The sequence below is a fragment of the Chelativorans sp. ZYF759 genome, from assembly GCF_012911015.1.
Taxonomy (GTDB): domain Bacteria; phylum Pseudomonadota; class Alphaproteobacteria; order Rhizobiales; family Rhizobiaceae; genus ZYF759.
Genome location: NZ_WVVV01000012.1, coordinates 45,886 through 69,682 on the forward strand (window position 1 = coordinate 45,886; position 23,797 = coordinate 69,682).

General features: G+C 65.9%; 17 protein-coding genes. 10 read left to right on the forward strand and 7 right to left on the reverse strand.

Annotated features, from left to right (window positions below; all coding sequences use genetic code 11):
* The first annotated feature begins 8 nt into the window (after positions 1 to 8).
* The 5 genes from GRZ55_RS17450 (at position 9) to proX (ending at position 6,341) form a co-directional block, all read left to right on the forward strand.
* Entirely contained in the window at positions 9 to 809 is an 801-nt protein-coding gene (locus GRZ55_RS17450; protein WP_169288239.1) for a xanthine dehydrogenase family protein subunit M, read from the forward strand.
* Between the two features lie 263 nt (positions 810 to 1,072).
* A complete protein-coding gene (locus GRZ55_RS17455) occupies positions 1,073 to 2,785 on the forward strand; it encodes a bifunctional UDP-sugar hydrolase/5'-nucleotidase (RefSeq protein ID WP_246734842.1) in 1,713 nt (570 codons plus the stop codon).
* Positions 2,786 to 3,120: 335 nt separating this feature from the next.
* Positions 3,121 to 4,239: a glycine betaine/L-proline ABC transporter ATP-binding protein gene (locus GRZ55_RS17460; protein WP_306785613.1), complete on the forward strand. Its 1,119-nt coding sequence runs from the start codon at positions 3,121 to 3,123 to the stop codon at positions 4,237 to 4,239.
* Positions 4,240 to 4,295: 56 nt separating this feature from the next.
* Positions 4,296 to 5,222: a proline/glycine betaine ABC transporter permease gene (locus tag GRZ55_RS17465; RefSeq protein WP_169288241.1), complete on the forward strand. Its 927-nt coding sequence runs from the start codon at positions 4,296 to 4,298 to the stop codon at positions 5,220 to 5,222.
* Between the two features lie 90 nt (positions 5,223 to 5,312).
* Complete coding sequence (gene proX, locus GRZ55_RS17470; RefSeq protein ID WP_169288242.1) at positions 5,313 to 6,341, forward strand: glycine betaine/L-proline ABC transporter substrate-binding protein ProX; 1,029 nt, start codon at positions 5,313 to 5,315, stop codon at positions 6,339 to 6,341.
* A gap of 21 nt (positions 6,342 to 6,362) precedes the next feature.
* Here the strand turns inward: proX and GRZ55_RS17475 are convergent, their stop codons facing one another.
* On the reverse strand, positions 6,363 to 7,310 hold the full coding sequence (locus GRZ55_RS17475) for a DMT family transporter (protein ID WP_169288243.1): 948 nt from the start codon (positions 7,308 to 7,310) through the stop codon (positions 6,363 to 6,365).
* Positions 7,307 to 8,260 (reverse strand): nitronate monooxygenase family protein, encoded by a 954-nt coding sequence (locus GRZ55_RS17480; RefSeq protein WP_169288244.1) that lies wholly within the window; start codon positions 8,258 to 8,260, stop codon positions 7,307 to 7,309. Before GRZ55_RS17480 ends, GRZ55_RS17475 begins: the two co-directional genes overlap by 4 nt.
* A 146-nt stretch (positions 8,261 to 8,406) precedes the next feature.
* Between GRZ55_RS17480 and GRZ55_RS17485 the strand changes: the two genes are divergently transcribed.
* A complete protein-coding gene (locus GRZ55_RS17485) occupies positions 8,407 to 9,453 on the forward strand; it encodes a hypothetical protein (protein ID WP_169288245.1) in 1,047 nt (348 codons plus the stop codon).
* Here the strand turns inward: GRZ55_RS17485 and GRZ55_RS17490 are convergent.
* The gene (locus tag GRZ55_RS17490; RefSeq protein WP_169288246.1) at positions 9,450 to 11,051 is read right to left on the reverse strand and encodes a cisplatin damage response ATP-dependent DNA ligase; all 1,602 of its coding nucleotides are present in this window, start codon (positions 11,049 to 11,051) and stop codon (positions 9,450 to 9,452) included. The two genes, GRZ55_RS17485 and GRZ55_RS17490, sit on opposite strands and share 4 nt — an antisense overlap.
* A gap of 2 nt (positions 11,052 to 11,053) precedes the next feature.
* Positions 11,054 to 12,064, reverse strand: coding sequence for a ligase-associated DNA damage response exonuclease (locus tag GRZ55_RS17495; RefSeq protein ID WP_169288247.1), 1,011 nt, complete (start codon positions 12,062 to 12,064; stop codon positions 11,054 to 11,056).
* Positions 12,065 to 12,191: 127 nt separating this feature from the next.
* On the opposite strand from GRZ55_RS17495, the gene GRZ55_RS17500 reads away from it, so the two are divergent.
* A complete protein-coding gene (locus tag GRZ55_RS17500; protein ID WP_169288248.1) occupies positions 12,192 to 14,714 on the forward strand; it encodes a ligase-associated DNA damage response DEXH box helicase in 2,523 nt (840 codons plus the stop codon).
* Positions 14,711 to 15,418, forward strand: coding sequence for a ligase-associated DNA damage response endonuclease PdeM (gene pdeM / locus GRZ55_RS17505; protein ID WP_169288249.1), 708 nt, complete (start codon positions 14,711 to 14,713; stop codon positions 15,416 to 15,418). The genes GRZ55_RS17500 and pdeM overlap by 4 nt, the downstream gene beginning before the upstream one ends.
* Positions 15,419 to 15,421: 3 nt before the next feature.
* Here pdeM and GRZ55_RS17510 read toward each other — a convergent pair whose 3' ends face one another.
* The 3 genes from GRZ55_RS17510 to GRZ55_RS17520 form a co-directional block, all read right to left on the reverse strand.
* A complete protein-coding gene (locus GRZ55_RS17510) occupies positions 15,422 to 16,237 on the reverse strand; it encodes a TIGR02186 family protein (protein ID WP_246734843.1) in 816 nt (271 codons plus the stop codon).
* A gap of 2 nt (positions 16,238 to 16,239) precedes the next feature.
* Positions 16,240 to 17,163 (reverse strand): sulfite exporter TauE/SafE family protein, encoded by a 924-nt coding sequence (locus GRZ55_RS17515; RefSeq protein WP_169288250.1) that lies wholly within the window; start codon positions 17,161 to 17,163, stop codon positions 16,240 to 16,242.
* A 205-nt stretch (positions 17,164 to 17,368) separates the two neighbouring features.
* Positions 17,369 to 20,971 carry a peptidoglycan-binding protein gene (locus GRZ55_RS17520; RefSeq protein ID WP_169288251.1) on the reverse strand — a complete coding sequence of 1,201 codons (3,603 nt, stop codon included), beginning with the start codon at positions 20,969 to 20,971 and terminating at the stop codon, positions 17,369 to 17,371.
* Positions 20,972 to 21,328: 357 nt separating this feature from the next.
* Between GRZ55_RS17520 and GRZ55_RS17525 the strand changes: the two genes are divergently transcribed.
* Together GRZ55_RS17525 and GRZ55_RS17530 are read left to right on the forward strand one after the other, a co-directional pair.
* Positions 21,329 to 21,772, forward strand: a complete 444-nt coding sequence (locus GRZ55_RS17525) for a MerR family DNA-binding transcriptional regulator (protein WP_169288252.1) — start codon at positions 21,329 to 21,331, stop codon at positions 21,770 to 21,772.
* 205 nt (positions 21,773 to 21,977) lie between these two features.
* Complete coding sequence (locus tag GRZ55_RS17530; RefSeq protein ID WP_169288253.1) at positions 21,978 to 23,768, forward strand: acyl-CoA dehydrogenase C-terminal domain-containing protein; 1,791 nt, start codon at positions 21,978 to 21,980, stop codon at positions 23,766 to 23,768.
* Positions 23,769 to 23,797 lie beyond the last annotated feature (29 nt).

Sequence of the window (23,797 nt, forward strand, 5' to 3'; positions counted from 1 at the left end):
GATCCATCATGTACCAGACCAACTACCACCGTGCTTCCTCCGTCGACGACGCCGTGAAGCTCCTGAAGTCCAGCGATGACGGCAAGCTGCTTGCCGGCGGCATGACGCTGATCGCGGCGATGAAGACGCGGCTCGCCGCGCCTTCGGATCTGATCGATCTGCGCCATGTCGGCGAGCTCAAGGGCATCTCGGTCGCCGGCAAGGAGGTGACGATCGCAGCCGGGACCACCCATGCCGAGGTGGCGGCGCATGGGGAACTGGCCCGGGCCTGCCACGCCATCTGCCATCTGGCCTCCCATATCGGCGACCCGCATGTGCGCCACATGGGCACGATCGGCGGCTCGATCGCCAACAACGATCCCGCCGCCGACTACCCGGCAGGGCTGCTTGCGCTCGGGGCGACCATCGTCACCAACAGCCGCGAAATCGCGGCCGACGACTACTTCACCGGCATGTTCGAAACCGCACTCGAGGAAGGCGAGGTCGTCACGGCGGTGAAGTTCACCGCGCCCGATCAGTGCGGTTACGCGAAGTTCCCGAACCCAGCCTCCCGCTACGCGCTGACGGGCGTCTTCGTGGCCAGGCGCGGCGGCGAGGTGCGCGTGGCGGTGACCGGCGCCGGCGACGACGGCGTCTTCCGCGCCACCGCGATCGAGGAAGCGCTGGCCGGCAGTTTCGATCCTTCCGCGCTGGAAGGGGTCTCGGTTTCCGCCGACGATCTGATGTCCGATATCCACGCCTCGGCCGATTATCGGGCAAACCTCGTCGTGGTCATGGCCAAGCGCGCGGTGGCGGCGGCGAAGGGCTAGCCTTGACGGGTCAGCCTTGGCCGACCCGTAACCCGTTCAAAGGGCCTCGCGTTGCGGGGCCCTTCTTCTTTTCGGGACACCGCTTCGCGCGTTTCGCCGGCAAATCATTTCAGCCTCCGGTGGCATTTTGGCTTGACCGCGGGGCAGGGGAGGGAAAACATCGATCGCTGCCCTCGTGGCGCGACGGAAGGCGACGGGGCGTCATCCGACTGCAATGAAAACTCGGGAACACTCATAGACGCAAACGACAATCGGAGGCCTCCATGCTGAGATACGACGCAAGCAAAGATCAATCGCGTGCCATGACGGTGGCCATGGACCGGCGCCGGTTCATGCAGGTGGCGGGCGCGAGCCTGATGGTGACCGGCAGCGCACTGACGGGCGCCGGCTTCTTCCACATGAAGACGGCGCGGGCGCAGGAGGGCGGTTTCACGCTCAACGTCCTGCACATCAATGACATGCATTCGCGCATCGAATCGATCAGCCGTTTCGATTCGACCTGTTCGGACACGGACGAGGCCGACGGCAATTGCTTCGGTGGCGTCGGGCGCCTGGCGACGAAGCTCTGGGAGCGGCGCGGACAACTGGAAGACGAAGGCGCCAACGTCATCACGCTCGATGCCGGCGACCAGTTCATGGGCTCGCTGTTCTACACGACCTACAAGGGCAAGGCCGAGGTCGAGTTCATGAACGCGATCGGTTTCGACGTCATGGCCGTCGGCAACCACGAGTTCGACGATGGCCCGGACGTGCTGGCCGACTTCATCGATATGGCCGAGTTCCCCGTCATTTCCGGCAATACCGTCATCGGCGACGAGGAGCGGCTTGCCGGCCTGGTGGAGGAATGGGCGGTGCTCGACGTCAATGGCGAGAAGGTGGGCATCCTGTCGGTGCTCACCCCCGACACGGCCGTCATCGCCTCGCCCGGTCCCAATATCAGCTTCGAGGACGAGATCGAATACCTGCAGGATGCGGTCTCGCGCCTGCGCTCGGAAGAGGGCGTCGACAAGGTCATCCTGCTGTCGCATGTCGGCTTCGTGCGCGACCAGGAGATCGCGGCCGCAGTCGAGGGCATCGCGGCGATCATCGGCGGCCACAGCCACACGCTTCTGTCGAACGATGTCGACGACACGCCGGCCTATGCGACCATCGTGGAAAACCCGGCCGGCAAGGCCGTGCCCATCGTCCAGGCCTATGCCTATTCGAAATATCTCGGCGATCTCACGCTGACCTTCGACGATGAGGGTTATGTCGCAGAGGCGACGGGCGACACCCTGCTTCTCGATGCTTCCGTCGAGCCCGATCCGGGCATCGAGGAGCGGGTCGCGGCCCTGTCGGGCCCGATCGAGGAGATGACGCGTACGCCCATCGCGGAGGTCGCGGCCGACATCGACGGCAGCCGCGAAAGCTGCCGCACCCGCGAATGCGAGATGGGCAACCTGGTTGCCGATGCCATGCTGGCGCGGACCGCCGACCAGGGCATGACGATCGCCATCCAGAATGGCGGGGGCTTGCGTGCCTCGATCGGCGCGGGCACCGCGACCGTGGGCGACGTGCTGACGGTCCTTCCCTTCCAGAACACGATCGCCACCATGCGGCTTTCCGGCGCCGACATCGTCGCCGCGCTGGAGGCCGCGGTGAGCGGGATCGAGGAGGGAGCCGGCAAGTTCCCGCAGGTTTCCGGCCTGCGCTATTCCTTCGACAAGTCGGTGGCACCGAACGAGGGCCGCATCCAGTCGGTCGAGGTGATGCAGGACGGCGAGTGGGTGGCCATCGACGAGGGCGAGACCTATGGCGTCGTCACCAACGACTTCATGCGCAAGGGCGGCGACGGTTATGCGATCTTCGCCTCCAATGCGCTCGACCCCTATGATTACGGTCCCGGCCTGGAAGAGGCGGTGGCCGAATATCTCGCCAATAACGCGCCCTACCAGCCGGTTCTGGAAGGCCGCATAACCGAAATCGGCGCGGACTGAGCACCGACCGGATTTTTCTGGCCCCGGCGGAAACCCTTGATTCGCCGGGGCTTGCCCCCGTCCGCACGCCACCTCCGCCACGAGGCTTCGTCTCGGGCGGGTTGCCGCTCGCCCTCTGTTCCCCTATAGTTTAAGGCAAGATTTTGGCAGCCGCGGCCGTTGCCACGAAAAATCATGTGTCATTTCGCTGATCCGGCATGGAATTACGTTCCATGTTGAAGGTCGCTTTTGGCACTAAAGGGCGAATGGATAGATTGAAAGAAGGCATGAGCACCAAGGTACAGGCGAAGGATATTGTAAAGATATTTGGAAGTGATCCGCAAAATGCGCGGGAAATGCTTTCCAGCGGAAAATCGAAGGATGCGATTTTCGAGCAAACCGGCCACACTGTCGGTGTCGACAATGTGAGTTTCGAGGTCGGCGAGGGCGAAATCTTCGTGGTTATGGGTCTTTCCGGATCGGGAAAGTCCACCCTGGTGCGCATGATCAACGGACTGATCATGCCGACCTCCGGGTCGATGTCGATCGACGGCACCGATATTGCCAATTGCAGCCCGGAAACCTTGAGAAAGACCCGCCGCGACAAGGTGGCGATGGTGTTCCAGCACTTCGCGCTGTTTCCGCACAGGACGGTGGTCGACAATGTCGCCTACGGACTGAAGGTGAAGGGTGTCGGCGCCAAGGAACGCCGGGAGCGGGCACTCGTGGCGCTCGAACAGGTGGGCCTCAAGCCCTATGCCGACAGCTACCCCGACGAGCTTTCCGGCGGCATGCAGCAGCGTGTCGGCCTGGCGCGCGGGCTGGCGGCCGAACCCGAAATCCTGCTGATGGACGAACCGTTCTCCGCGCTCGATCCGCTGATCCGCCGCGACATGCAGGAGGAGCTGCTCGAGCTCCAGCGTTCGTTGAAGAAGACCATCATCTTCATCACCCATGATCTCAACGAGGCGCTGATTCTGGGCGATCGCATCGCCATCATGAAGGATGGCCGCTTCGTGCAGGTCGCCACGGCCGAGGAGATCGTCGAAAGCCCGGCCGACGACTATGTCGCCGCCTTCACCCAGGACATCGACCGCTCTCGCGTTTTCACCGCGGGAAGCGTCTCGGTACCGGCAGAGGCGCTTGAGCTTTCCGAGGCGACCGCGGCATCGGCCATGCATCGTATGGAGGAACTCGACCAGGACGCGATCTATGTCACGGACGGCGATCGCATCGCCGGTGCGGTGACCTATCGCGATCTGTCGGCCTCGACACGCGACAATGGCGGCGTCCTGAAGGACTCGCTGATCACCGAATTTCCAACGGCCAGTCGCACGACGCCGCTTTTCGAGCTTTATCCGCTCGCCGAGTCCGGGCTGCCGATCGCGCTGACCGACCGCAAAGGCAGGCTGAAGGGCATCGTCCCGCCGCAGGCCGTCTTCGCGAAACTGGCGGGCGGCGAAGCCGCAGCCTGATACGCCCCTGCCAATAATAACGAATTGCCGGTCCCGCACCGGCGATGGAGACATTCATGCCGAGTCCAGGTGACCTACTGACCATCCCGTTCAGCGACTGGATCAATTTTCTGGTTCGCGACTGGCTGGTGCCCAATTTCCGGCCCTTCTTCCGCTCGCTGCAGTGGCCGATCACGCAGGTGCTGAACAGCCTCGACGCGCTGCTTCAGGCAACACCGATGCTTCTCTTCACCGCGTTGCTGGCTTTCGTGGCCTGGCGCACGGCGGGTCGGGGCGTGGCTATCTTCACGCTCATCGCGCTCGCCTTCATCGACATGATCGGCCTGTGGCCGGAGACGATGACGACGCTGGCCATGATCGTGACGGCCGTCTTCTTCTGCACGCTGATCGGCGTGCCGCTCGGCATCCTCGCCGCGCGCAGCGACCGGACCTATGCCGTCGTAAGGCCGATCCTCGACATCATGCAGACGATCCCGTCCTTCGTCTATCTGGTGCCCATCGTCATGCTGTTCGGCGTCGGCATGGTGCCGGGCATCATCGCCACGATCGTGTTTGCCCTGCCGCCCATCGTGCGGCTGACCAATCTCGGCATCCGCAATGTGCGCGGCGACCTGGTGGAGGCGGCCTACGCCTTCGGCTCGACGCCGCGGCAGGTGCTGTGGGACGTCCAGTTTCCGCTGGCGCTGCGCACCATCATGGCGGGACTGAACCAGACGCTGATGCTGGCGCTGTCCATGGTGGTCATCACCGCGCTGATCGGCGCCGGCGGGCTGGGGCTCACGGTCTATACCGGGCTCGGCCGGCTCGATGTCGGCAACGCGACGGCTGGTGGCGTCGGCATCGTGCTGCTCGCCATCATCCTCGACCGCATCACCCAGGCGCTGGGCGAGGATCGCCGCGTCCACACCACGTCCCTCTGGGCCACGCTCAGAGGCTATTTCCGGCCGGCTCATGAAGCCGGGCGGTTAGAAAAGGCCGGCTGAGGCCGCCCTTCCTTCGCTGCCGAACAGGTGGCGACCATGCCTTCCCGGTGATCGGGAGGGCGAATCCAACGACAAGAAGGAGCTCTTCACATGAAGAACACATCCCTCGCGAAATTCCTGGCTGTCGGCGTTTCCGCCGCCGCTATCCTCGCAACGCCCATGGCTGCCAGCGCGCAGGACGCGCCCGGCGAAGGCGTGACGGTCAACATGGCGCAGGCCACCTGGGACACCGGCTGGTTCCACGCCGAGATCTACAAGCAGCTGCTCGAGGAACTGGGCTATTCGGTTGACGGCCCCACCACGCTCGACAACCCGCCCTTCTACCAGGCGGTCGCGCAGGGCGACCTCGATCTGTGGGTCAATGGCTGGTTCCCGCTCCACAACACCTACGAGCCCGTCTACTCGCAAGGCGCCGAGATCGTTGGCTCGGTGGCCGACGGCGGCGCACTCGAAGGTTACCTCATCGACCGCGCGACGGCCGAGGAACTGGAAATCACCAGCCTCGAGGATTTCAAGCGCGACGAGGTCAAGGAAGCCTTTGACCGCAATGGTGACGGCCGCGCCGACATGGTCGCCTGCCCGCCCGGCTGGGGATGCGAGATCAACATCGAGCATCACATGGACGCCTATGAGCTGCGCGACCACATCACGCTGGTGAAGGCGGAGTATGCCGCTTCCATGGCCGATGCGATTGCCGCGTTCGGGCAGGGCGAGTCGATCCTGTTCTACACTTGGACGCCGAACTGGACCGTCAACGAGCTCGTCCCGGGCGAAGATGTGGTCTGGATCGAGGTTCCGGAAGTGAACCTGCCCGAGGAGATGATGGATCTCGCCGACGCGGCCACGCTCGACGGCGTCGAGGGCTGCGTTTCCGATCCCTGCATGCTGGGCTTCCCGGCCAACGACATCCGCCCCGTGGCCAACACCGCGTTTCTCGACGAGAACCCGGCGGCACGCGTGCTGCTGGAAAACGCCTCGGTCGCGGTCGAGGACATCTTCGAGCAGAACGCCCGCATGAACGAGGGTGACGACGACATCGAGGCCCAGGCGGCCGAGTGGATCGAAAACAGCCGCGATCAGGTCGACGAGTGGCTGGAAGCGGCGCGCAACGCGTCGTAATCCGCGGGCGTCAGTCCGAGATCAGGAAAGGCCCGGCCCCGTGTCGGGCCTTTTCGCGTCAAGGCTCCGGCGACGCCGCACCATCCGTTCCCGCCAGGCCACGACCAGGGCGCCCGTGATGATGAGGCCGGCTCCCATCCAGGCTGCCAGGGTCGGGATCTCGCCGAAAGTGACAAAGTCGTAGAAGGCCGCGAAGATCAGCGTCGTGTAGAAGAAGGGCATGACGAAGCTGGCGTCGCCGCGGCGCAGGGCCTGGATAAAGAGCGCCTGCACGCTGACCATGGTCACCCCGAGAAGCGCCAGCAGCAGCCACTGATCGGGTGATGGCCAGCGCCAGACGAAGGAGGCGGCAGTCAGGGCAAGCATCATGCCGGCCAGATTGTTGATCGTGAGGATGCGCAAGGGCGGCTCGGAATCGCTGAGCTTCTTGATGAGGATCGCCTCGGCGCCCATGAAGATGGCGGCCAGAAGGGCAATCAGCGCGGCGATCTGAATGGCGCCGCTGCCGGGCTCCGTGAGGATCACGGCGCCGGCAAAGGCGATGCCCGCCGCTCCCCAGCGCCAGGGTCCGACCTTCTCTCCCAGAAGCGGGATCGACAGGATCATGGCGACGATCGGATTGAGGAAGCTGATGGCGGTCGCATCGGCCAGCCGCATCATGGAGGCGGCGGCAAACAGGCAGGTGACGCCGGCCCAGCCGAAACCCACGCGCATGGCGTGGTTGCCCCAGGCCGCGCCGCGCAAGGGCGGCCGAAGCCAGACCATGAAGGGCATCAGCGCAATCGCGGCGAAGGTGAAGCGGCCGGCGGTTACCTGAAGCGGGTGGAGCGCCGCCTCTCCGGAGCCGACCGGGCCGAGCGTCTTGGCAATCAGCGTGGTGCCCGCCAGCAACGCGCAGGCGACCAGCATCATCATCACCGCCATCAGCGCCTGCGCGGGGTCTTCCTGCCGCGCAGGCACGGTGCTCATGCGCAGATTCGCTGCCGAGCGGCTTCGTATTCGCCTGCCAGACGGTCGACAAACTCGCCCGCGCCGAGCACGGCGTCGACGGCGCCGATGCCCTGGCCGCAGCCCCAGATGTCCTTCCAGGCCTTGGTGGAATCGCTGGCGAAACTCATCTTGGTGGGATCGGACTCGGGCAGATTGTCGGGATCCATTCCTGCATTGCGAACCGAACCCTTCAGATAATTGCCGTGCACGCCCGTGAAGAGGTTGGAATAGACGATGTCGGCCGCCTTGGAGTCAACGATCATCTGCTTGTATTCGTCGACGGCGCGCGCCTCCTTCGTGGCGATGAAGGGCGAGCCGATATAGGCGAGATCGGCGCCCATTGCCTGCGCGGCAAGCACCGCACCGCCATTGGCGATGGCGCCCGACAGAAGCAGCGGCCCGTCGAACCATTGCCGTATCTCCTGGACCAGCGCGAAGGGCGACAGCGTGCCGGCATGGCCGCCGGCGCCCGTCGCCACCGCGATGAGGCCATCGGCGCCCTTCTCGATCGCCTTGCGGGCATGCCGATCATGGATCACGTCATGCAGCACGATGCCGCCATAGGAATGGACGGCCTGGTTCACCTCTTCCACCGCACCCAGCGAGGTGATGACGATGGGCACCTTGTGCTTCACGCAGTCGGCGAGGTCCTGTTCCAGCCGGTTGTTGGACTTGTGCACGATCTGGTTGACGGCAAAGGGCGCGGCCGGCCGGTCGGGATGCGTGGCATCATGGGCGGCGAGTTCCTCGTTGATCTGCGACAGCCACTCGTCGAGGAGGCTCTGCGGGCGGGCATTGAGGGCGGGAAACGATCCCACCACGCCCGCCTTGCACTGCGCGGTCACCAGCGGCGGATGGGAGATGATGAACATCGGGGAGGCAACGACCGGAATGCGCAGCCTGTTTTTCAGAATGTCCGGCAGCGCCATGTCGATCCTCCGTTATTGACGTTTGCGTAAACGTCAGTTTGTAGCAAATTCCATCCCGGGGGCAATCGAGCATTTGGCGCGTGGTCGTTGATAGTGGTCGCGGCTCACTATATCCGTGTCATAGTAAAGGCGAAGGGACGCGACACGTGGAAGGCATCGAACGCGCCATCAGGAATGCGCTCGAAAAGGGCAATGCGGAAGATCGCGGGTTCCGCGAGAAGGTCTACCGCTCGGCTTTCGCCGCGCTGGAGCGCACCCTGGCCACCAAGGGCGACATAACGGACGAGATGCGCCAGCGCCGGCGCGCCGCGCTGAAGGCCAAGGTCTTCGAGATCGAAACCGAATATGTGCCGGCCATGGCTGCAGCCGCGTCGGAGCGGGCCTCGCCCCGGCCGGCTGCCGACGTGCCGCCGCCGGCTCCGCGCGCCGACAATCCCGCGCAAGGCCGCGTCGAACCGACGCTCGACTTCGCGCCGGAACGCCGCGCCGAGCCCTCGCGCGGCAAGCCCACCGCCCAGCGCGATCTTGCGCCCGAGCGCGACGAGGCACGGGTCCTGCGGGCGCGCAAGCGCTCCTGGACGGGTCCGGTGCTTGTCATCGTCCTGCTTGTCGCCCTTGCCAGCGTGGGCTGGTGGTTCTGGCAGCCCGGCAGCGTTCCGACGCAGACCGGCGGAGCGCCCGTCGCCGCGCCGACGACAGAGACGGACCAACCCGCGGCGACGCCGAGACCGATGGTCAGCGCCCCCGACGACGAGAACTGGATCCAGCTCTTCGATCCCGCCGACCCCACGACGGTGACGGCGTCGGGCGATGCCTCCGCGGCGGCCGACGAGCAGGACGGCGATGCCTTCGTGCAGGCGCGTTCGGGCGATTCGGGCACCCCCGTGCAGTTCGCGATCGGCGAGGGCGCGCTGCAGTCGATCGCCGGCAGCCGTGTCGTCTTCCGCATTTCGGCCAGCGCCGACGAGGGCGAGGGCGAAACCCAGATATCGGTTCAGTGCAACTTCGCCGGCCTGGGCGATTGCGGCCGCCGACGTTTCCTGGTGGGGATCACGCGGGACGATTTCCTGTTCGAGGTGGAGCTGTCCAACGCCAATCCCGGCGGCGCGGGCGCCATCAGCATCAACACCGACGTGGAAGGGGGCGGCCGGCCGGTCCGCATCCATTCGATTTCGGTCGCACCGGCACGCTAGTCGAGCATCGCCTGCAGCGTCTCCAGCCTGTCGGCCTCGTGCGGCGGCTTGTCCCATCTGAGCCGCGAGACGCGCGGAAAGCGCATCGCCACCCCCGACTTGTGCCGCGTCGACCGGGCAAGACCCTCGAATGCCACCTCGATGACCAGCCCGTGGCCGGGTTCTGCGCGCACCGCGCGAACCGGCCCATAGCGGTCGATCGTGTTGTCGCGCACGAACTTGTCGATCTGCTTCAGTTCCTCGTCGGTGAAGCCGAAATAGGCCTTGCCGACCGGCACGAGCTCGGGCTGGCCAGCATCGCCCGTCCACACCCCGAAGGTGTAGTCGGAGTAGAAGCTCGAGCGCTTGCCGTGGCCGCGCTGCGCATACATCAGCACCGCGTCCACCGTGTGCGGGTCGCGCTTCCACTTGAACCAGGGCCCACGCGGCCGACCCGGCAGGTAGCGCGAATCGTGCCGTTTCAGCATCACGCCTTCGATCACCGGATGCGGCGGCGCGGTGCGCAGACCCTCGAGTTCCTCCCAATTGCCGAAAGGCACCAGCGGCGACAGGTCGAAGCGCGGCGAGCCCAGTGCGCCGATGAATGCTTCCAGCCGTTTGCGTCGCTCGACGAAGGGCAGGGGACGAAGGTCCTCGTCCGCCTCCTGCAGCAGGTCATAGCAGCGCACGAAGGCGGGGAAGGCCTTCAACTGCTTGTCGGAAACGCTCTTGCGGTTGAGCCGCTGCTGCAGGTCGGAGAAGCTGCCCGTATGATCGGGCGGCGTGCCGACGAGCAACTCGCCATCGAGCGCGGCGTCGAAATCCATCGCTTCCAGCACATCGGGGAACGTGCCCGATATGTCGTCGCCGGTGCGCGAATAAAGCCGCCGCGTACCGGATTCCGACACGGCCTGGACGCGGATGCCGTCCCATTTCCATTCGGCAGAATATTCCGACGGATCGACGTTGGCGAGTTCGGCCAGATCGGTGGCTGTCGACAGCATCACCGGCCGGAACATCGCGCGCGCCGCCGAGACCGGTTTTTCGCCCGTGCCTTCGAGCCAGGCGAAGAGTTCGCCATAAGGCGGCGTCAGCCCGTGCCAGAGCTCCTCGATCTCGTGGACGTGAACCCCGCCCATCTCCGCCAGCGCCTGCTTGGCCAGGCCCGTCGACACGCCGACGCGCAAGCCGCCGGTGACAAGCTTGATGATGGCAAAGCGGGCGGGCGCCTCCATCCGGTCGAGCAGATCCTCCAGCACGCGCGGCCCGTCCGAGCGGCTGGCCGAACTCAGACGTTCCACCGCATCCGCCAGCGAGATGTCGCGATCGTTCGGCCGGCTTCCCTCCCTCTGTTGCCAGGCCAGCGAGACGGTCTCGGCCAGATCGCCCACATAATCGTAGGAATAGGCAAACAGCACCGGGTCCATGCGCTCCGTGATCAGCGTGCGCAGCATGGCGGGTTTCACCGACGAAAAGGAGAGATCGCCGGTGAGCGCGGCCAGTGCCAGCCCGCGGTCGGGATCGCGCGTGACCGAAAAATAGTCGCGCATGAGTGCCAGCTTGGCATTGCGTGCAGAGGCCAGCACGAGTCGGTCGAGGAGCTGGGCGAAGGCGTCCATGGCTAGTCCCCCTCGTCCTCGTAGCCGACGAGGTGGAGCGGGCGTGCCTTGATTCCTTCGATCTCGCACCAGCGCACCAGTGCCTCCTCGCGCCCATGCGTGACCCAGACCTCGCCGGCGCCGGTCTCGTGGATCGTGGCGGTCAGTTCGTCCCAGTCGGAATGGTCCGACACGATCAGCGGCAGTTCCACGCCGCGTTGCTTGGCGCGCTGGCGGATGCGCATCCAGCCGGAGGCGAAGGCGGAGACGGGATCGGGAAAGCGCCGCGCCCAGCGGTCGGCAAAGGCCGAAGGCGGTCCGACCACGATCGCACCGGCAAAACCTTCCTTGTTGGCGCGGTCGACCGTCGCGGGCTCGAGCGGGCCCAGATCGATGCCCTTTTGCTGGTAGAAATCGCAGAGCTTCGCCAGCGCACCGTGAATGTAGATGGGCTCCTCGTAGCCCGCATCACGCAGGAGCCGGATCATGCGCTGCGCCTTGCCGAGTGCATAGGCGCCCACCAGATGTGCCCGCTCCGGGAACTGGCGCACCGATTTGAGCAGGCGCGCCACCTCTTCCTCCGCAGGCGGATGGCGGAAGACCGGCAGGCCGAACGTCGCCTCGGTAATGAAGATGTCGCAGGCGATCGGCTCGAAGGGCAGGCAGGTGGGGTCTGCCTGGCGCTTGTAGTCGCCGGACACGACGATACGGGTGCCGGCCTGCTCGACCGCGATCTGGGCCGAGCCGAGCACATGGCCGGCCGGATGGAAGGTGACGCCGACGCCGCCGATCTCCATCCGCTCGCCGAGTACGGCTGTCTGGGTCGCTCCCGCGAAATCCTCGCCGTAGCGCAGCGCCATGATGGCGAGCGTGTCATCCGTCGCCATCACATGGGCGTGGCCGGATCGCGCATGGTCGGCATGGCCATGGGTGATCAGGGCGCGGTCGACCGGGCGCACCGGATCGACGAAGAAATCGCCCATCGGGCAGTAGAGACCTTCGGGTCGGGGCAGGAGGAGCGGGGCAGGGCGCATGGCACAACTAGATAGGCACCTCGATGCCCGGCGGAAAGCTCCATCGGGAGCGATCAACGTCGAATGCTCGCCATTCCCCATGCACCCGGCCATTGGCGAGCCCCATTTCCCGCGCTAGGTCTGGGCCGTGAACAGGCCCTTGACCTCCGATCCGACCGATGGCGCGACGCTCCTGCCCGGTGCCTTCGCGCGCTGGTTTGCCACGCGTGGCTGGGCCCCGCGCCCCCATCAGCTCGAACTGCTCGGCCGGGTCGCGGCCGGCCGTTCCGTCCTGCTGATCGCGCCGACCGGCGCCGGCAAGACGCTGGCCGGTTTCCTGCCGTCGCTGGTCGATCTCGCCGGGCGCAAACCGAGCCTGCCGGGCGAGGCCCATCGCGGCGTCCACACGCTCTACATCTCGCCGCTCAAGGCGCTCGCCGTCGACATCGAACGCAACCTGGCCAAGCCCGTTTCCGAGATGGGTCTGCAGATCGCCATGGAGACGCGCACTGGCGACACGCCTTCCCACAAGCGCCAGCGCCAGAAGCTCGTGCCGCCCGACATCCTGCTGACCACGCCCGAACAGCTGGCCCTGCTCCTGGCAAGCAAGGATGCCGAGCGCTTCTTTGCCGGGCTGAAGCACGTCGTGCTCGACGAGCTTCATTCGCTCGTGACGTCCAAGCGCGGCCATCTTCTGTCGCTGGGGCTGGCGCGCCTGCGCCGCTTCGCGCCGGAACTGCGCGCGATCGGCCTGTCTGCGACCGTGGCCCAGCCCGAGGAACTCAGGCGCTGGCTGGTGGCCCAGGACGAAACGCTGCCGATGGCCGACCTGGTGCAGGTTCAAGGTGGCGCCAAGCCCGAGATCCGGATTCTCGATTCGAAGGAGCGCGTTCCGTGGGCCGGCCATTCGGCACGCTATTCGATCGGCGAGCTCTACGAGGCGATCAAGGCGCACAGAACGACGCTGCTCTTCGTCAACACCCGCAGCCAGTCCGAGCTTCTTTTCCAGGAACTGTGGCGCGTCAACGAGGACACGCTGCCCATCGCGCTGCATCATGGCTCGCTCGATGTCGGCCAGCGCCGCAGGGTCGAGAAAGCCATGGAGACGGGCAGCCTCAGGGCCATTGTCGCCACCTCGACGCTGGACCTCGGCATCGACTGGGGCGATGTCGACCTTGTCGTTCATGTCGGCGCGCCGAAGGGGGCAAGCCGGCTCGCCCAGCGCATCGGCCGCTCCAACCACCGGCTCGACGAACCAAGCCGGGCGATCCTCGTGCCCGCCAACCGTTTCGAGGTGCTGGAGTGCCGGGCGGCCATCGAGGCGAACTATCTGGGCGCCCAGGACACGCCGCCGCTCGCCGACGGCGCGCTCGACGTGCTTGCCCAGCACGTCATGGGCATGGCCTGCGCCGAGCCGTTCCATGCCGACGAGCTGTTTGGCGAGATCACTACAGCCGAACCCTATGCAAGGCTCGACCGCGACACTTTCGACCGCGTTCTGGATTTCGTGGCCACGGGCGGCTACGCGCTGCGCGTCTACGAGCGTTATGCGCGCATCCGCCAGATGAAGGACGGGCGCTGGCGCGTCAGCCATCCGCGGCTCGCCCAGCAATACAGGCTGAATGTCGGCACCATCGTCGAGGCGCCCTATCTGACGATCCGCTACGTGAAGGCCGGAGGGCAGGCCGCGCGGGGCGGTCCTGCGCTCGGCAAGATCGAGGAGGACTTTCTCGAGACGCTTTCGCCGGGCGACACCTTCCTCTTCTCGGGCCGCGTTCTGCGCTTCGTGGGCATACGCGAGAGCGAGTGCCTGGTCGCCAACGCGCCCGGCCAGGACGCGAAGGTGCCGTACTGGGCGGGCGGCAAGTTCCCGCTCTCGACCTACCTGGCCAGCGAGGTGCGCGCCATGCTGGGGGATCCGAAACGCTGGGGCGCGCTGCCGCCGCAGGTGGGTGAATGGCTGCAGATCCAGCAGCTGAAATCGGTCCTTCCCGGCCGCGATGACATGCTGATCGAGACGTTTCCGCGCGGCAGCCGGCACTACATGGTCGCCTATCCCTTCGAAGGGCGGCTCGCGCATCAGACGCTGGGCATGCTGCTGACCCGCCGCCTGGAGCGTGCCGGCGCGCAGCCGCTGGGCTTTGTCGCGTCCGACTACGCGCTCGCGGTCTGGGGCCTGCGCGACATGGGCGAGATGCACCGAAACGGCAAGCTCGATTTCGGCGATCTCTTCGACGAGGACATGCTGGGCGACGACCTGGAGGACTGGCTGGCGGGCAGCTGGCTTCTCAAGCGCACCTTCCGCCACTGCGCGCTGATCTCCGGCCTGATCGAGAAACGCCACCCCGGCAAGGAGAAGACGGGGCGCCAGGTCACGGTCTCCGCCGACCTCATTTATGACGTACTTCGCACCCACGACCCCGACCACATCCTCCTGCGCGCGACGCGTGCCGATGCCGCATACGGCCTTCTCGATGTCAGGAGGCTGGGCGAACTCCTGTCGCGCATCCGCGGGCGAATCGTGCATAAACGCCTCGAACAGGTGTCGCCGCTGGCCGTCCCGATCATGCTGGAGATCGGCAAGGAACGTGTACAGGGCGAAGCCGAGGAAGCGCTTCTGGGCGAAGCCGCGCAGGACGAGATGATACGCGAGGCGATGGAGACGAAATGAATTTGGCGGTGCGCCGGGAGGAGACGTCGGGCGAATTCGAACTGGCGGGCGAAGCCTGCCGCGCCGACATCCGGGGCGCGCTCTTCCTCGTCGATGCGCGGGTCCTGATCGTCTCGGACCTGCATCTGGAAAAGGGCGCCGCCAAGGCACGTCGCGGCCACCTGGTGCCCCCCTACGACACCGCCGCCACGCTGAACCTGCTGGAACGCTCGCTGGCACTGTTCGACCCGCGTTCCGTCATCTGTCTCGGTGACAGTTTCGACGACGCGGGGGGCTCGTCCGCGATGCCCCGACTGTTCCGCGATCGGCTGGCCACGCTGATGGCGGGGCGCGACTGGTTCTGGATCGAGGGCAACCACGATCCCCTGCCACCCGAGGGGCTGGGCGGCGACTCGGTGCGCGCCATGGCCGTCGGCGGGCTCAATTTCGTCCACCATCCGAGCGCTGGCAGCGTGCACGGCGAGGTGGCCGGTCATCTTCATCCCGGCGCGCGGATCGTGCGGCGCGGGCGCTCGGTCAGGCGACGCTGCTTCGCCACCGACGGCGCGCGCATGATCATGCCGGCCTATGGCGCCTATACGGGCGCGCTCAACCTGCGCGACCGGGCATTTGCCGGCATGTTTCGCGAGGACGGGCTGGTCGCCTGGGCACTGGGGGCAGACCGGCTGTACCGGCTGCCCGCCTCGGAACTGATGCCTGGCTGAACCTCAGTCCTTGCGGAAGATGATGCGTCCCGCCCAGCCGGTCGCCACCGCCAGAAGCACGGCGAAAAGCCCGTAGAGCAGGCTCTGGTTGCGCGCCGCGTTGTAGATGTACTGCTCCATGCCGGCCTTGGAGATGGTCAGGTTGGCCGACGTCTCGCCGACGAACACACCTTGCTTGAAAAGGAAGGCCCGCGCCCGGTGGACACCGACCGGCACGCTCGGCGCCAGTGCCAGATTGGCGCGGAACATGTTCTGCGAGAGGAACTGCACCCCGCCCGCGCGCGACACGAAGAGCCCTTCCGCGCGCTTGCGGTCCCGCAGTGCCGCGGTAAAGGCCGCCAGCGTCTCGGGATCGAGTGTGGGATCGGCCGGCCGCAGATAGATGTTGTCGATGCCGAGCGCCATCTGACGGTAGACTTCGGGCGTCGCGATGTCCTGGGGCGCGCGCGTGGTGGCCATCGAATAGGAAGCCGGCACGTTGACGAAGCTGTGCCACTCCGTGTTCATCCACATGCCGAGCACCCGGCTCTTGCGCCGCACGACCGAAACGCGCGCGGGACCTTCCAGCACCACCACGACATCGTAGCGTCCCTGCCGGGCGACGAGGGGATCGATGTTCTCGAGTGCGCCGAAGATGGTGAGGTCCGCGCCGGAGAAATCCGAGGTGATGGCGACCCGGTCGGTCGACAGGCCGATCTGGATCGATTCGCGCGGCTGGATGATGAGCCGGTCGGTATGGGGCTGCGCGAGCGCCGTGGCCGGCACCAGCCAGAGCGCCAGCCAGGCGGAGAGGATTCGGGCGAACATCGCGAAGACCATCGTCAGACCTCCCCGAACGGTGCCAGAGAGTAGACGCTCTCCGGCGGCACGAAGAGGTCAAGCGCCAGCCGCGCGGCCACCGCTATGACAAGCAGCGCCAGCAAGGCGCGCAACTGTTCGCTGCGCAGCTTCTGACCTGCCATCGCCCCGTATTGCGCGCCGGCAACGCCGCCGATCATCAATATGAAGGCCAGCACGATGTCGACGGTCTGGTTGGTGGCGGCATGGACCACCGTCGTGTAGCCGGCCACGAAGACGATCTGGAAGAGCGATGTGCCCACCACCACGTTGGCCGGCACCTTGAGGAGGTAGATCAGGGCCGGAACCATGATGAAGCCGCCGCCCACACCCATGATGGAGGCCAGGAAGCCGATGATGGCACCGAGCCCGAGCACGGGGATGACGCTGACGAACAGCTTCGACGTCCTGAAGCGCATCTTCAGCGGCAGCCGGTGGATCCAGTTGTGCTGGCCGGGCTTGCGCAGGCTGTAGACCTGTCCGCCGGCCGACCGGCGCAGCGCCCGCACGCTCTCCACCATCATCATGCCGCCCACGGAGCCGAGCAGGAAGACGTAGAGCAGCGACACGAACAGGTCGAGCTGCCCGATCGAGCGCAGCAGCGCGAAGACGTAGACGCCGAGCGACGACCCCACGACACCGCCTGCCAGGAGGATCATGCCGAGCTTCACGTCGAGCGTGCCGCGCTTGAAATGGTAGAGCGCGCCGGAAATGGACGAGGCCACGACCTGGTTGGCGCCTGTCGCCACCGCGATAGCGGGGGGAATGTTGTAGAAGATCAGGAGGGGCGTGATGAGAAAGCCGCCGCCCACGCCGAACATGCCGGACAGAAAGCCGACGGCCCCACCCATGGCGAGAAGCACCAGGATGTTGACCGACATCTCAGCGATGGGGAGATAGATGCCCACCGTAATACTCTGCCATCGGCGCGCCGCAGTGGGATCGCGCCCTTTCGGGATTGTCTCCGACCTGAGGTCCGCCCCCGGACAAGACGTCGAACAGCTATAATTCTACTTGCGCCCACAATAGGGCGGAGTCAAACGGGGCGGCCCGTAAACCGCCCCAAATCCTTGAATTTGAACAATATGGTTGACGCAAGGCGCAGGCGGGCGCCTAGCCCTCCGGCAGCAGCTTCTCGATCAGCGCCTGGTTGACCGCGCCGTCCGGCTCAAGCCCGGAATCGCGCTGGAAGGCAATGATGGCGTTACGCGTCTTCTGGCCAATCAATCCGTCGACCGGGCCGGCATCGTAGCCGCGTTCGTTGAGGAGACGCTGCAGGTCGGAGACCGCCTGGCGAACGTCGAAACCGTCGATGCTCGCGGTGGTCTCGTTGCTTTCCGTCCAGCCTTCCGGAATCGCGTAGGAATTGCTGGCCGGGTCCGGCGTCTTCACGCGCCACAGGGCCGCCGCCGCCTTGGCGTTTTCGAGCTGCTCGGGCGACAGCATTTCGGCCACCTCTTCGCGCTTGGCTCCGGCATCTCCGTCGCCGCCCTCGGCCACGATGGCGAACCATTTGTAGCCTTCCTCTAGGTCCTGGCGCATGCCGATGCCCTTGGCGGAGAGGATGCCCATGTTGAACTGGCTGTCGGTGACGCCCAGTTCCGCCGCCTTGGAGAACCAGCGCGCTGCCTCCTCATTGTTCGGTGCGCCGGTCGCGCCCATGGCGAGCAGCACGCCGAGATTGTGCATGGCGCTGGCATTGCCCTGATCGGCCGCCAGCCGGTACCAGCTTTCGGCCACGCTCACGTCGCGCTCCACGCCGATTCCCTTTTCGTAGAGGCTGCCGACCTTGTACTGGGCGATGGCGAGACCGAGTTCGGCGGCCATTTCGTACCATACGGCCGCTTCTTCCGGGCTGGCGGCGATGCCGCGCCCCTCGGTGTAGCGGTTGCCGATCTCGAAGAGAGCCAGCGGATTGCCGGTCTCCGCGGCCTCGCGCAACGCGGCCGGGCCAGCTTCGACCGGCACCGAGACGAGCGGCTCCGCCATCGCGTCCTCGACCTGCGTGGCCGCGGGCTCGATCGGTTCGACAAAGCCCGATGCTGCCGTTTCGGGAATGGCGTAGTCCTGCAGGCTCATGGGCAAGGGGTCGGCGGGCGCCGCGACGACCTCGGTCCGGGTCTCCTCGAGCACGCGCACCTTGTCGTCGACGGTATTGGCCTGCGCTGCCTCGAGCGCCAAGGGCGACACGGACGCCTCGAGCGTCACGGCCTCGGCGGGCTCGAAGGCTTCCGCAGTGAGGGCAGCCACCTGACCGACCTCCATCTGCGCGTCGCCGCTGGAATTCATCGTGCGGCTCAGTTGCAGCGCGCCGAGTGCCACAACCAGGGCCGCTATGCCCACCATCGCGGTCTTGCGGCTCGTCGGCAGCAGCCTGCCCAGCCCCTGGGGGCCGCCATCCTTGCCGGCAGGCCGTCCCTTCGTGGCTTCAGCCTCCGCGGCGGCGGCCTGGGCGGCGCGCCGGGCGGCGGCAATGAAGTCGGATTTGGCGGCGTCCCCGGTCCGCTCACCGGCTGCCGGGCGCTGGTCGCGCACGCGCCGCATGATGGCGTTGAGATCGGGAGCGCCGGTCCCCGGCTCCAGCGGCCGGTTCGCCTGCCTGGGATCGAGCGGGCTGTCGAAATCCATCTCGGCGGCGGGCTCCTCGCGCGGCTGCGCGGGAAGCTGGTCCTCGGCGGGCTTCTTCTTGCCGCGGAATGCGCGCGTGATGCCGCCCAAGAGCGAGCGTGACTGCTTCTTGCCGTCCTCCAGCGAATCCAGCGCGGCCGCGGTGGCCGCGGCGCTGGCTGCCTCGCTTGCGATGCCGCTGGTCTTCTCCGCCCTGGAGCTTTCGGCCACCGGCGGAGGAGCGGTTTCGATCTCTGGTGCGATGGAGGGCGAGGCGATCGTCTCGCGACGTTCCGCGACCGGAGCGGCGGCGGCGTTCTGGCGCTTTTCCATCGAGCCCAGCCGATCCACGATCTTGATGAGCGTGTCGTGAATGGCTTCGAAGGTCTTGGCGTTTCGTTCGTCCGAGACGCGGGTGAGGTTCTCGAGGCTGCGCAGCTCCTGCCCAAGCTCGCCCGCGATGCCGCCGTCATGGCTACCTCCGAGCCGGTGGACCGCATCTTCGGCCGCCTGGCGGGCTGCCTCCATCAGATTGTCGCGGGTCTCGAGAATGGAACGCTCGATATAGTCGAGGCGCGGTCCCAGATCCTCGAACTCGGGAAGCGGGCGGCTCGGGCTCATGATATGATCCGACAGCGCGGAGACCTGGGCCTGCAGGCTGCCGATCAGCTCCGAATCGATCCCCGCCGATCGCCGCGCCGTGGCTTCCAGACGCCGGGCGATGTCGTCTAGACGTTCCTCCAGCTGACCCAGGGAAGCGCCATCCAGCCCCTCGACGCGCCGTTCGACGCGCTCTGAAATTTCGGCGAAACGGCGGTCCATCATCGCGACGAGTTCGCTCGCGGCGCCGGAATCCGCGCTGTCGGCCTGCTTGCTGGCAAGCTGCGCGATGCGCTGCTCGAGTTCGCGGAACAGGCTGTGCCCCTGCTCGAGCGCGTCGCCATGGCGCTCGTCCATGCGCGCCGAGATGGCGTCGAACCGGTGCTCCATGTCACGGAAGATCGGCGCCATGTCGGGAATGCTGGGCACGGTGTCGAGTTTTTGGGAGATGATCGATATCTGCTCTGCCAGCTTCTCGACAGCGTTTTCGGGAAAGCTGACCCGTTGCGTCAGCTCGTCCACCCGGCTGGAGATCGTCTCGATCTGGCCGGAAATGCCGAAGCCCGATTCGACCTGCATGTCCTCGATCTGGCGCGCGAGTGCGCCGATACGGGCTTCGATCCGCTCCAGCGGTTCGGGATCGAAACGCTGCGCCCGCTGCGCGGAAGTGGACGACACGATCGCCCGCGACAGTTCGTCCAGACGGCGTTCGATCGTCTCGATCGCTTCCGCGCCAAAACCGTCATGTTCGCGGTCGAGCTTCTCGACGACCAGGGCAAGCGAGCGCATCTTGTCTTCCAGGGACCGCAAAGACAGCGACTCGGGCAGGGCGCGCACCGCGTTCTCGATATGGTTCAGTCGCTGTTCCAGCGCTTCCTGGAACGGGTCGCTGGCGCTTGTGCTGCGCAGGTCGCTCGCCAGCGCGGCCCAGCGCTTGTCGAAATCCTCCCAGCGCTCACCGACCGAAAGGACGGTTTCCTCACGGGCCAGATCGCCAAGGGCTGCCTTGATGTCGTTGATTTCGTTTCGCAGCACGGGAATGCCGCGGTCGTCGGTGCGCTCGCCCAACCGCTCGATCATGCCCGAAAGACGTTCGAGTTCGGCTGCGAGGGCAGTGGCCTGGGCATCTTCGCCGCGCTCGGCCCTATTGTTCGCCATGTCGCGTCTCAGCGCCGCGATTTCCTGTCCCACGCCGTGACCATCCTGGCCGCGAACCTCCTCGCGCAGGTTTCTCAACTCCGCCGCGATCTGGCTGACGGAGGCGAAATCCTCCTCCCGCGAGCGCGCCTGCCGCACCGTATGGGCGAGATCCGAATAGGCCGGCGTGCCTCGCTGGGGCTGCCCATCCTGCCACGGGTCGCGAGGCGCGTGCGGCCGATCGCGGTCTTCCGCCCCGCCGATGCGGCCCTCGAGTTCCTCCAGCGTGCGGTTGAGGCGCTCGATGGATGTCGAAGGCCGGCGCCTGCGTCCGGCATTCAGGGATTCGAGGTAGGATCGCTTTTGGCTCATGTACAGCTCGCTGCGCCCGCTCAGGCGTGTGGATGGTCGCGTCCGTGAAGCAACGAGGAACATGAATTCACGGGGATCGTTGGCCCACACCATTCCCCGAACGTGGTAAACAAGCCGTTAACCAACCTTACCGGACTTGAAACTGTTTCGGCCTGGCTGCGACAGACTGCGCCGGCTTTCGCACTTGCAGCATTCGCGCCGACTTATTATATCGCGCTCAGAAATAGGGCCTGCCGCGAGCGGCGCCCGCCAATAGCATAGCCCGTTAAGAACCGAAGGTGCTCCAAGAGCATTCGAAGCCGACCTGCGGAGAAGGGGTTGGCTAACCCCCCAATTCGTACGGACTGGAATAGCAAGATGAACATGATGTCGGCCAGCAATGCAATGGCCTCAACCGGTGATACCGCGAGCGGCGATCATCGAGATTATGCCCGCATTGGCGATGTCGCCAAGCAGTACGGCGTGACCCTGCGCACTCTTCGCTTCTACGAGGACAAGGGTCTCATCACTCCCCAGCGCGACGGCAATACCCGCCTCTATTCGCAGCGGGACCTGTCGCGCCTCCGGCTCGTGCTGCTGGGCCGCCAGGTCGGTTTCACGCTGCGCGAGGTCAAGCAGATGATGGATCTCTATGATCCGGCCAACGGCAATTCGCGCCAGATGCGCGTGGTGGTCGACAAGTCGGAGCGCCAGCTTGCGCGCCTGCAGAAGCAGCGCGACGAGATCGATCAGGCGATCAACGCGCTCAAGGAACTGCTCGAGGGTGCCCGTCAGCAGATGGGCAAATCCAAGGCAGCCTGACCCTCATCGCCACTCCGCTTCGGCAACGCCGAGCCCCGGTCGCCTGCGTCCGGGGCTTTTGGCGTTTGCATGCGATCAAATCGACGTTGAAGCCGCTAGATTGACGTTTACGCAAACGTCAAAATTTGCTAGGCACGATCGCGAAATCGACAGAGGGCGCCCGGCGGCATTTGACGCCGGCGCCGCGAAACGTTCGGAGGATCTCATGACCGTCTACAAGGCGCCCGTCAAAGACACGCTTTTCGTGCTGAAGGATGTGCTCGGCTACGAGCGCTATTCCAATCTCCCCGGATTTTCCGACGCCTCCACCGACGTGCTGGAAGCCATCCTCGAGGAAGGCGCCAAGCTCGCCGAGAACGTGATGCATCCGCTCAACCAGTCGGGCGACCATGAGGGCTGCACGCGCCATGACGACGCGTCCGTGACGACGCCCAAGGGCTTCAAGGAGGCCTATGGCCATTACCGCGAGGGCGGCTGGATGGGCCTGTCCGTGCCGGCCGAGTTCGGCGGCCAGGGTCTGCCCTACACCGTGCATTCGGCGGTGGGAGAGTTCTTCTCCTCCGCCAACATGGCGCTGATGATGTATCCGGGCCTGACCCAGGGCGCCATCGCCGCGATCCTGGAGCATGGCTCGGAAGAGCAGAAGCAGACCTATGTGCCGAAGATGACCGACGGCGTGTGGACCGGCACCATGAACCTGACCGAGCCGCATTGCGGCACGGATCTGGGCCTCCTGCGCACCCGCGCGGTGCCGAACGGGGACGGCTCCTACGCCATTTCCGGCCAGAAGATCTTCATCTCGGCCGGCGAGCACGACATGTCGGAGAACATCATCCATCTCGTTCTGGCCCGCATCGAGGGCGCGCCTGCCGGCACCAAGGGCATCTCGCTCTTCATCGTGCCGAAATACAAGGTGGTTGAAGACGGCAGCGTCGGCGAGAAGAACGGCGTGTCCTGCGGTTCCATCGAGGAGAAGATGGGCATCCACGGCAACGCCACCTGCGTGATGAACTACGACAATGCCGAGGGCTATCTCATCGGTGCTGAGAATGGCGGCCTGCGCGCCATGTTCGTGATGATGAACGAAGCGCGTCTCGGCGTCGGCATGCAGGGCCTGTCGATGGGCGAGATCGCCTACCAGAACGCGGTTGCCTATGCGAAGGACCGTCTTCAGGGCCGCTCGCTGACCGGACCGAAGGCCGCCGACAAGCCGGCCGACCCGATCATCGTGCACCCAGACATCCGCCGCAAGCTGATGACCATGCGCGCCATCAACGAGGCCGGCCGGGCGCTGATCCTCTGGACGGCGCTGAAATCCGACCTCAAGCACCGCTCGCAGGACGAGGCCGAGCGGCAGGCCGCCGACGACCATCTCGGCCTGATGACCCCGGTGATCAAGGGCGTGCTGACCGACAAGGGCTTCGACATCGCCGTCATGGCGCAGCAGGTCTATGGCGGTCATGGCTATATCGAGGAATGGGGCATGAGCCAGTTCGTGCGCGATGCCCGCATTGCGCAGATCTACGAGGGCGCCAACGGCATCCAGGCGCTCGACCTCGTCGGCCGCAAGCTTGGCGCCAATGGCGGCCGGGCGGTCCAGGCCTTCTTCAAGGAAGTCGGCGATTTCTGCGAGGCAAACCGTTCCGACGAGGCCATGGCGCCCTTCACCAAGGGCCTCAAGAAGGGCTTGAACGACCTCCAGGCGGCCACCATGTGGCTGATGCAGAACGCGATGGCCAAGCCCGACAATGCGGGCGCGGCCTCGACCGACTACATGCACCTCTTCGGCCTGGTGGCGCTGGGTTACATGTGGGGCCTGTCGGTGAAGAAGGCGCAGGAAGGGCTGGCCAATGGCGGCGACAAGGCCTTCCTCGAAGCCAAGCTCGCCACCGCGCGCTTCTATTTCGACCGGCTGATGCCGGAATCGACGGCCCATCTGGCGCGCATCTCGAGCGGCGCCGATTCCATGATGGCGCTCGAAGCGGAGGCATTCTAGAAAACGGGCGCGTGCCTTGCCCGGTCCGA

Coding starts and splice junctions, on each gene's coding strand:
- GRZ55_RS17450 (WP_169288239.1), top strand. CDS start 9: ATGTACCAGACCAACTACCACCGTGCTTCCTCCGTCGACGACGCCGTG.
- GRZ55_RS17455 (WP_246734842.1), top strand. CDS start 1,073: ATGCTGAGATACGACGCAAGCAAAGATCAATCGCGTGCCATGACGGTG.
- GRZ55_RS17460 (WP_306785613.1), top strand. CDS start 3,121: ATGCTTTCCAGCGGAAAATCGAAGGATGCGATTTTCGAGCAAACCGGC.
- GRZ55_RS17465 (WP_169288241.1), top strand. CDS start 4,296: ATGCCGAGTCCAGGTGACCTACTGACCATCCCGTTCAGCGACTGGATC.
- proX (WP_169288242.1), top strand. CDS start 5,313: ATGAAGAACACATCCCTCGCGAAATTCCTGGCTGTCGGCGTTTCCGCC.
- GRZ55_RS17475 (WP_169288243.1), bottom strand. CDS start 7,310: ATGAGCACCGTGCCTGCGCGGCAGGAAGACCCCGCGCAGGCGCTGATG.
- GRZ55_RS17480 (WP_169288244.1), bottom strand. CDS start 8,260: ATGGCGCTGCCGGACATTCTGAAAAACAGGCTGCGCATTCCGGTCGTT.
- GRZ55_RS17490 (WP_169288246.1), bottom strand. CDS start 11,051: ATGGACGCCTTCGCCCAGCTCCTCGACCGACTCGTGCTGGCCTCTGCA.
- GRZ55_RS17495 (WP_169288247.1), bottom strand. CDS start 12,064: ATGCGCCCTGCCCCGCTCCTCCTGCCCCGACCCGAAGGTCTCTACTGC.
- pdeM (WP_169288249.1), top strand. CDS start 14,711: ATGAATTTGGCGGTGCGCCGGGAGGAGACGTCGGGCGAATTCGAACTG.
- GRZ55_RS17510 (WP_246734843.1), bottom strand. CDS start 16,237: ATGGTCTTCGCGATGTTCGCCCGAATCCTCTCCGCCTGGCTGGCGCTC.
- GRZ55_RS17520 (WP_169288251.1), bottom strand. CDS start 20,971: ATGAGCCAAAAGCGATCCTACCTCGAATCCCTGAATGCCGGACGCAGG.
- GRZ55_RS17525 (WP_169288252.1), top strand. CDS start 21,329: ATGAACATGATGTCGGCCAGCAATGCAATGGCCTCAACCGGTGATACC.
- GRZ55_RS17530 (WP_169288253.1), top strand. CDS start 21,978: ATGACCGTCTACAAGGCGCCCGTCAAAGACACGCTTTTCGTGCTGAAG.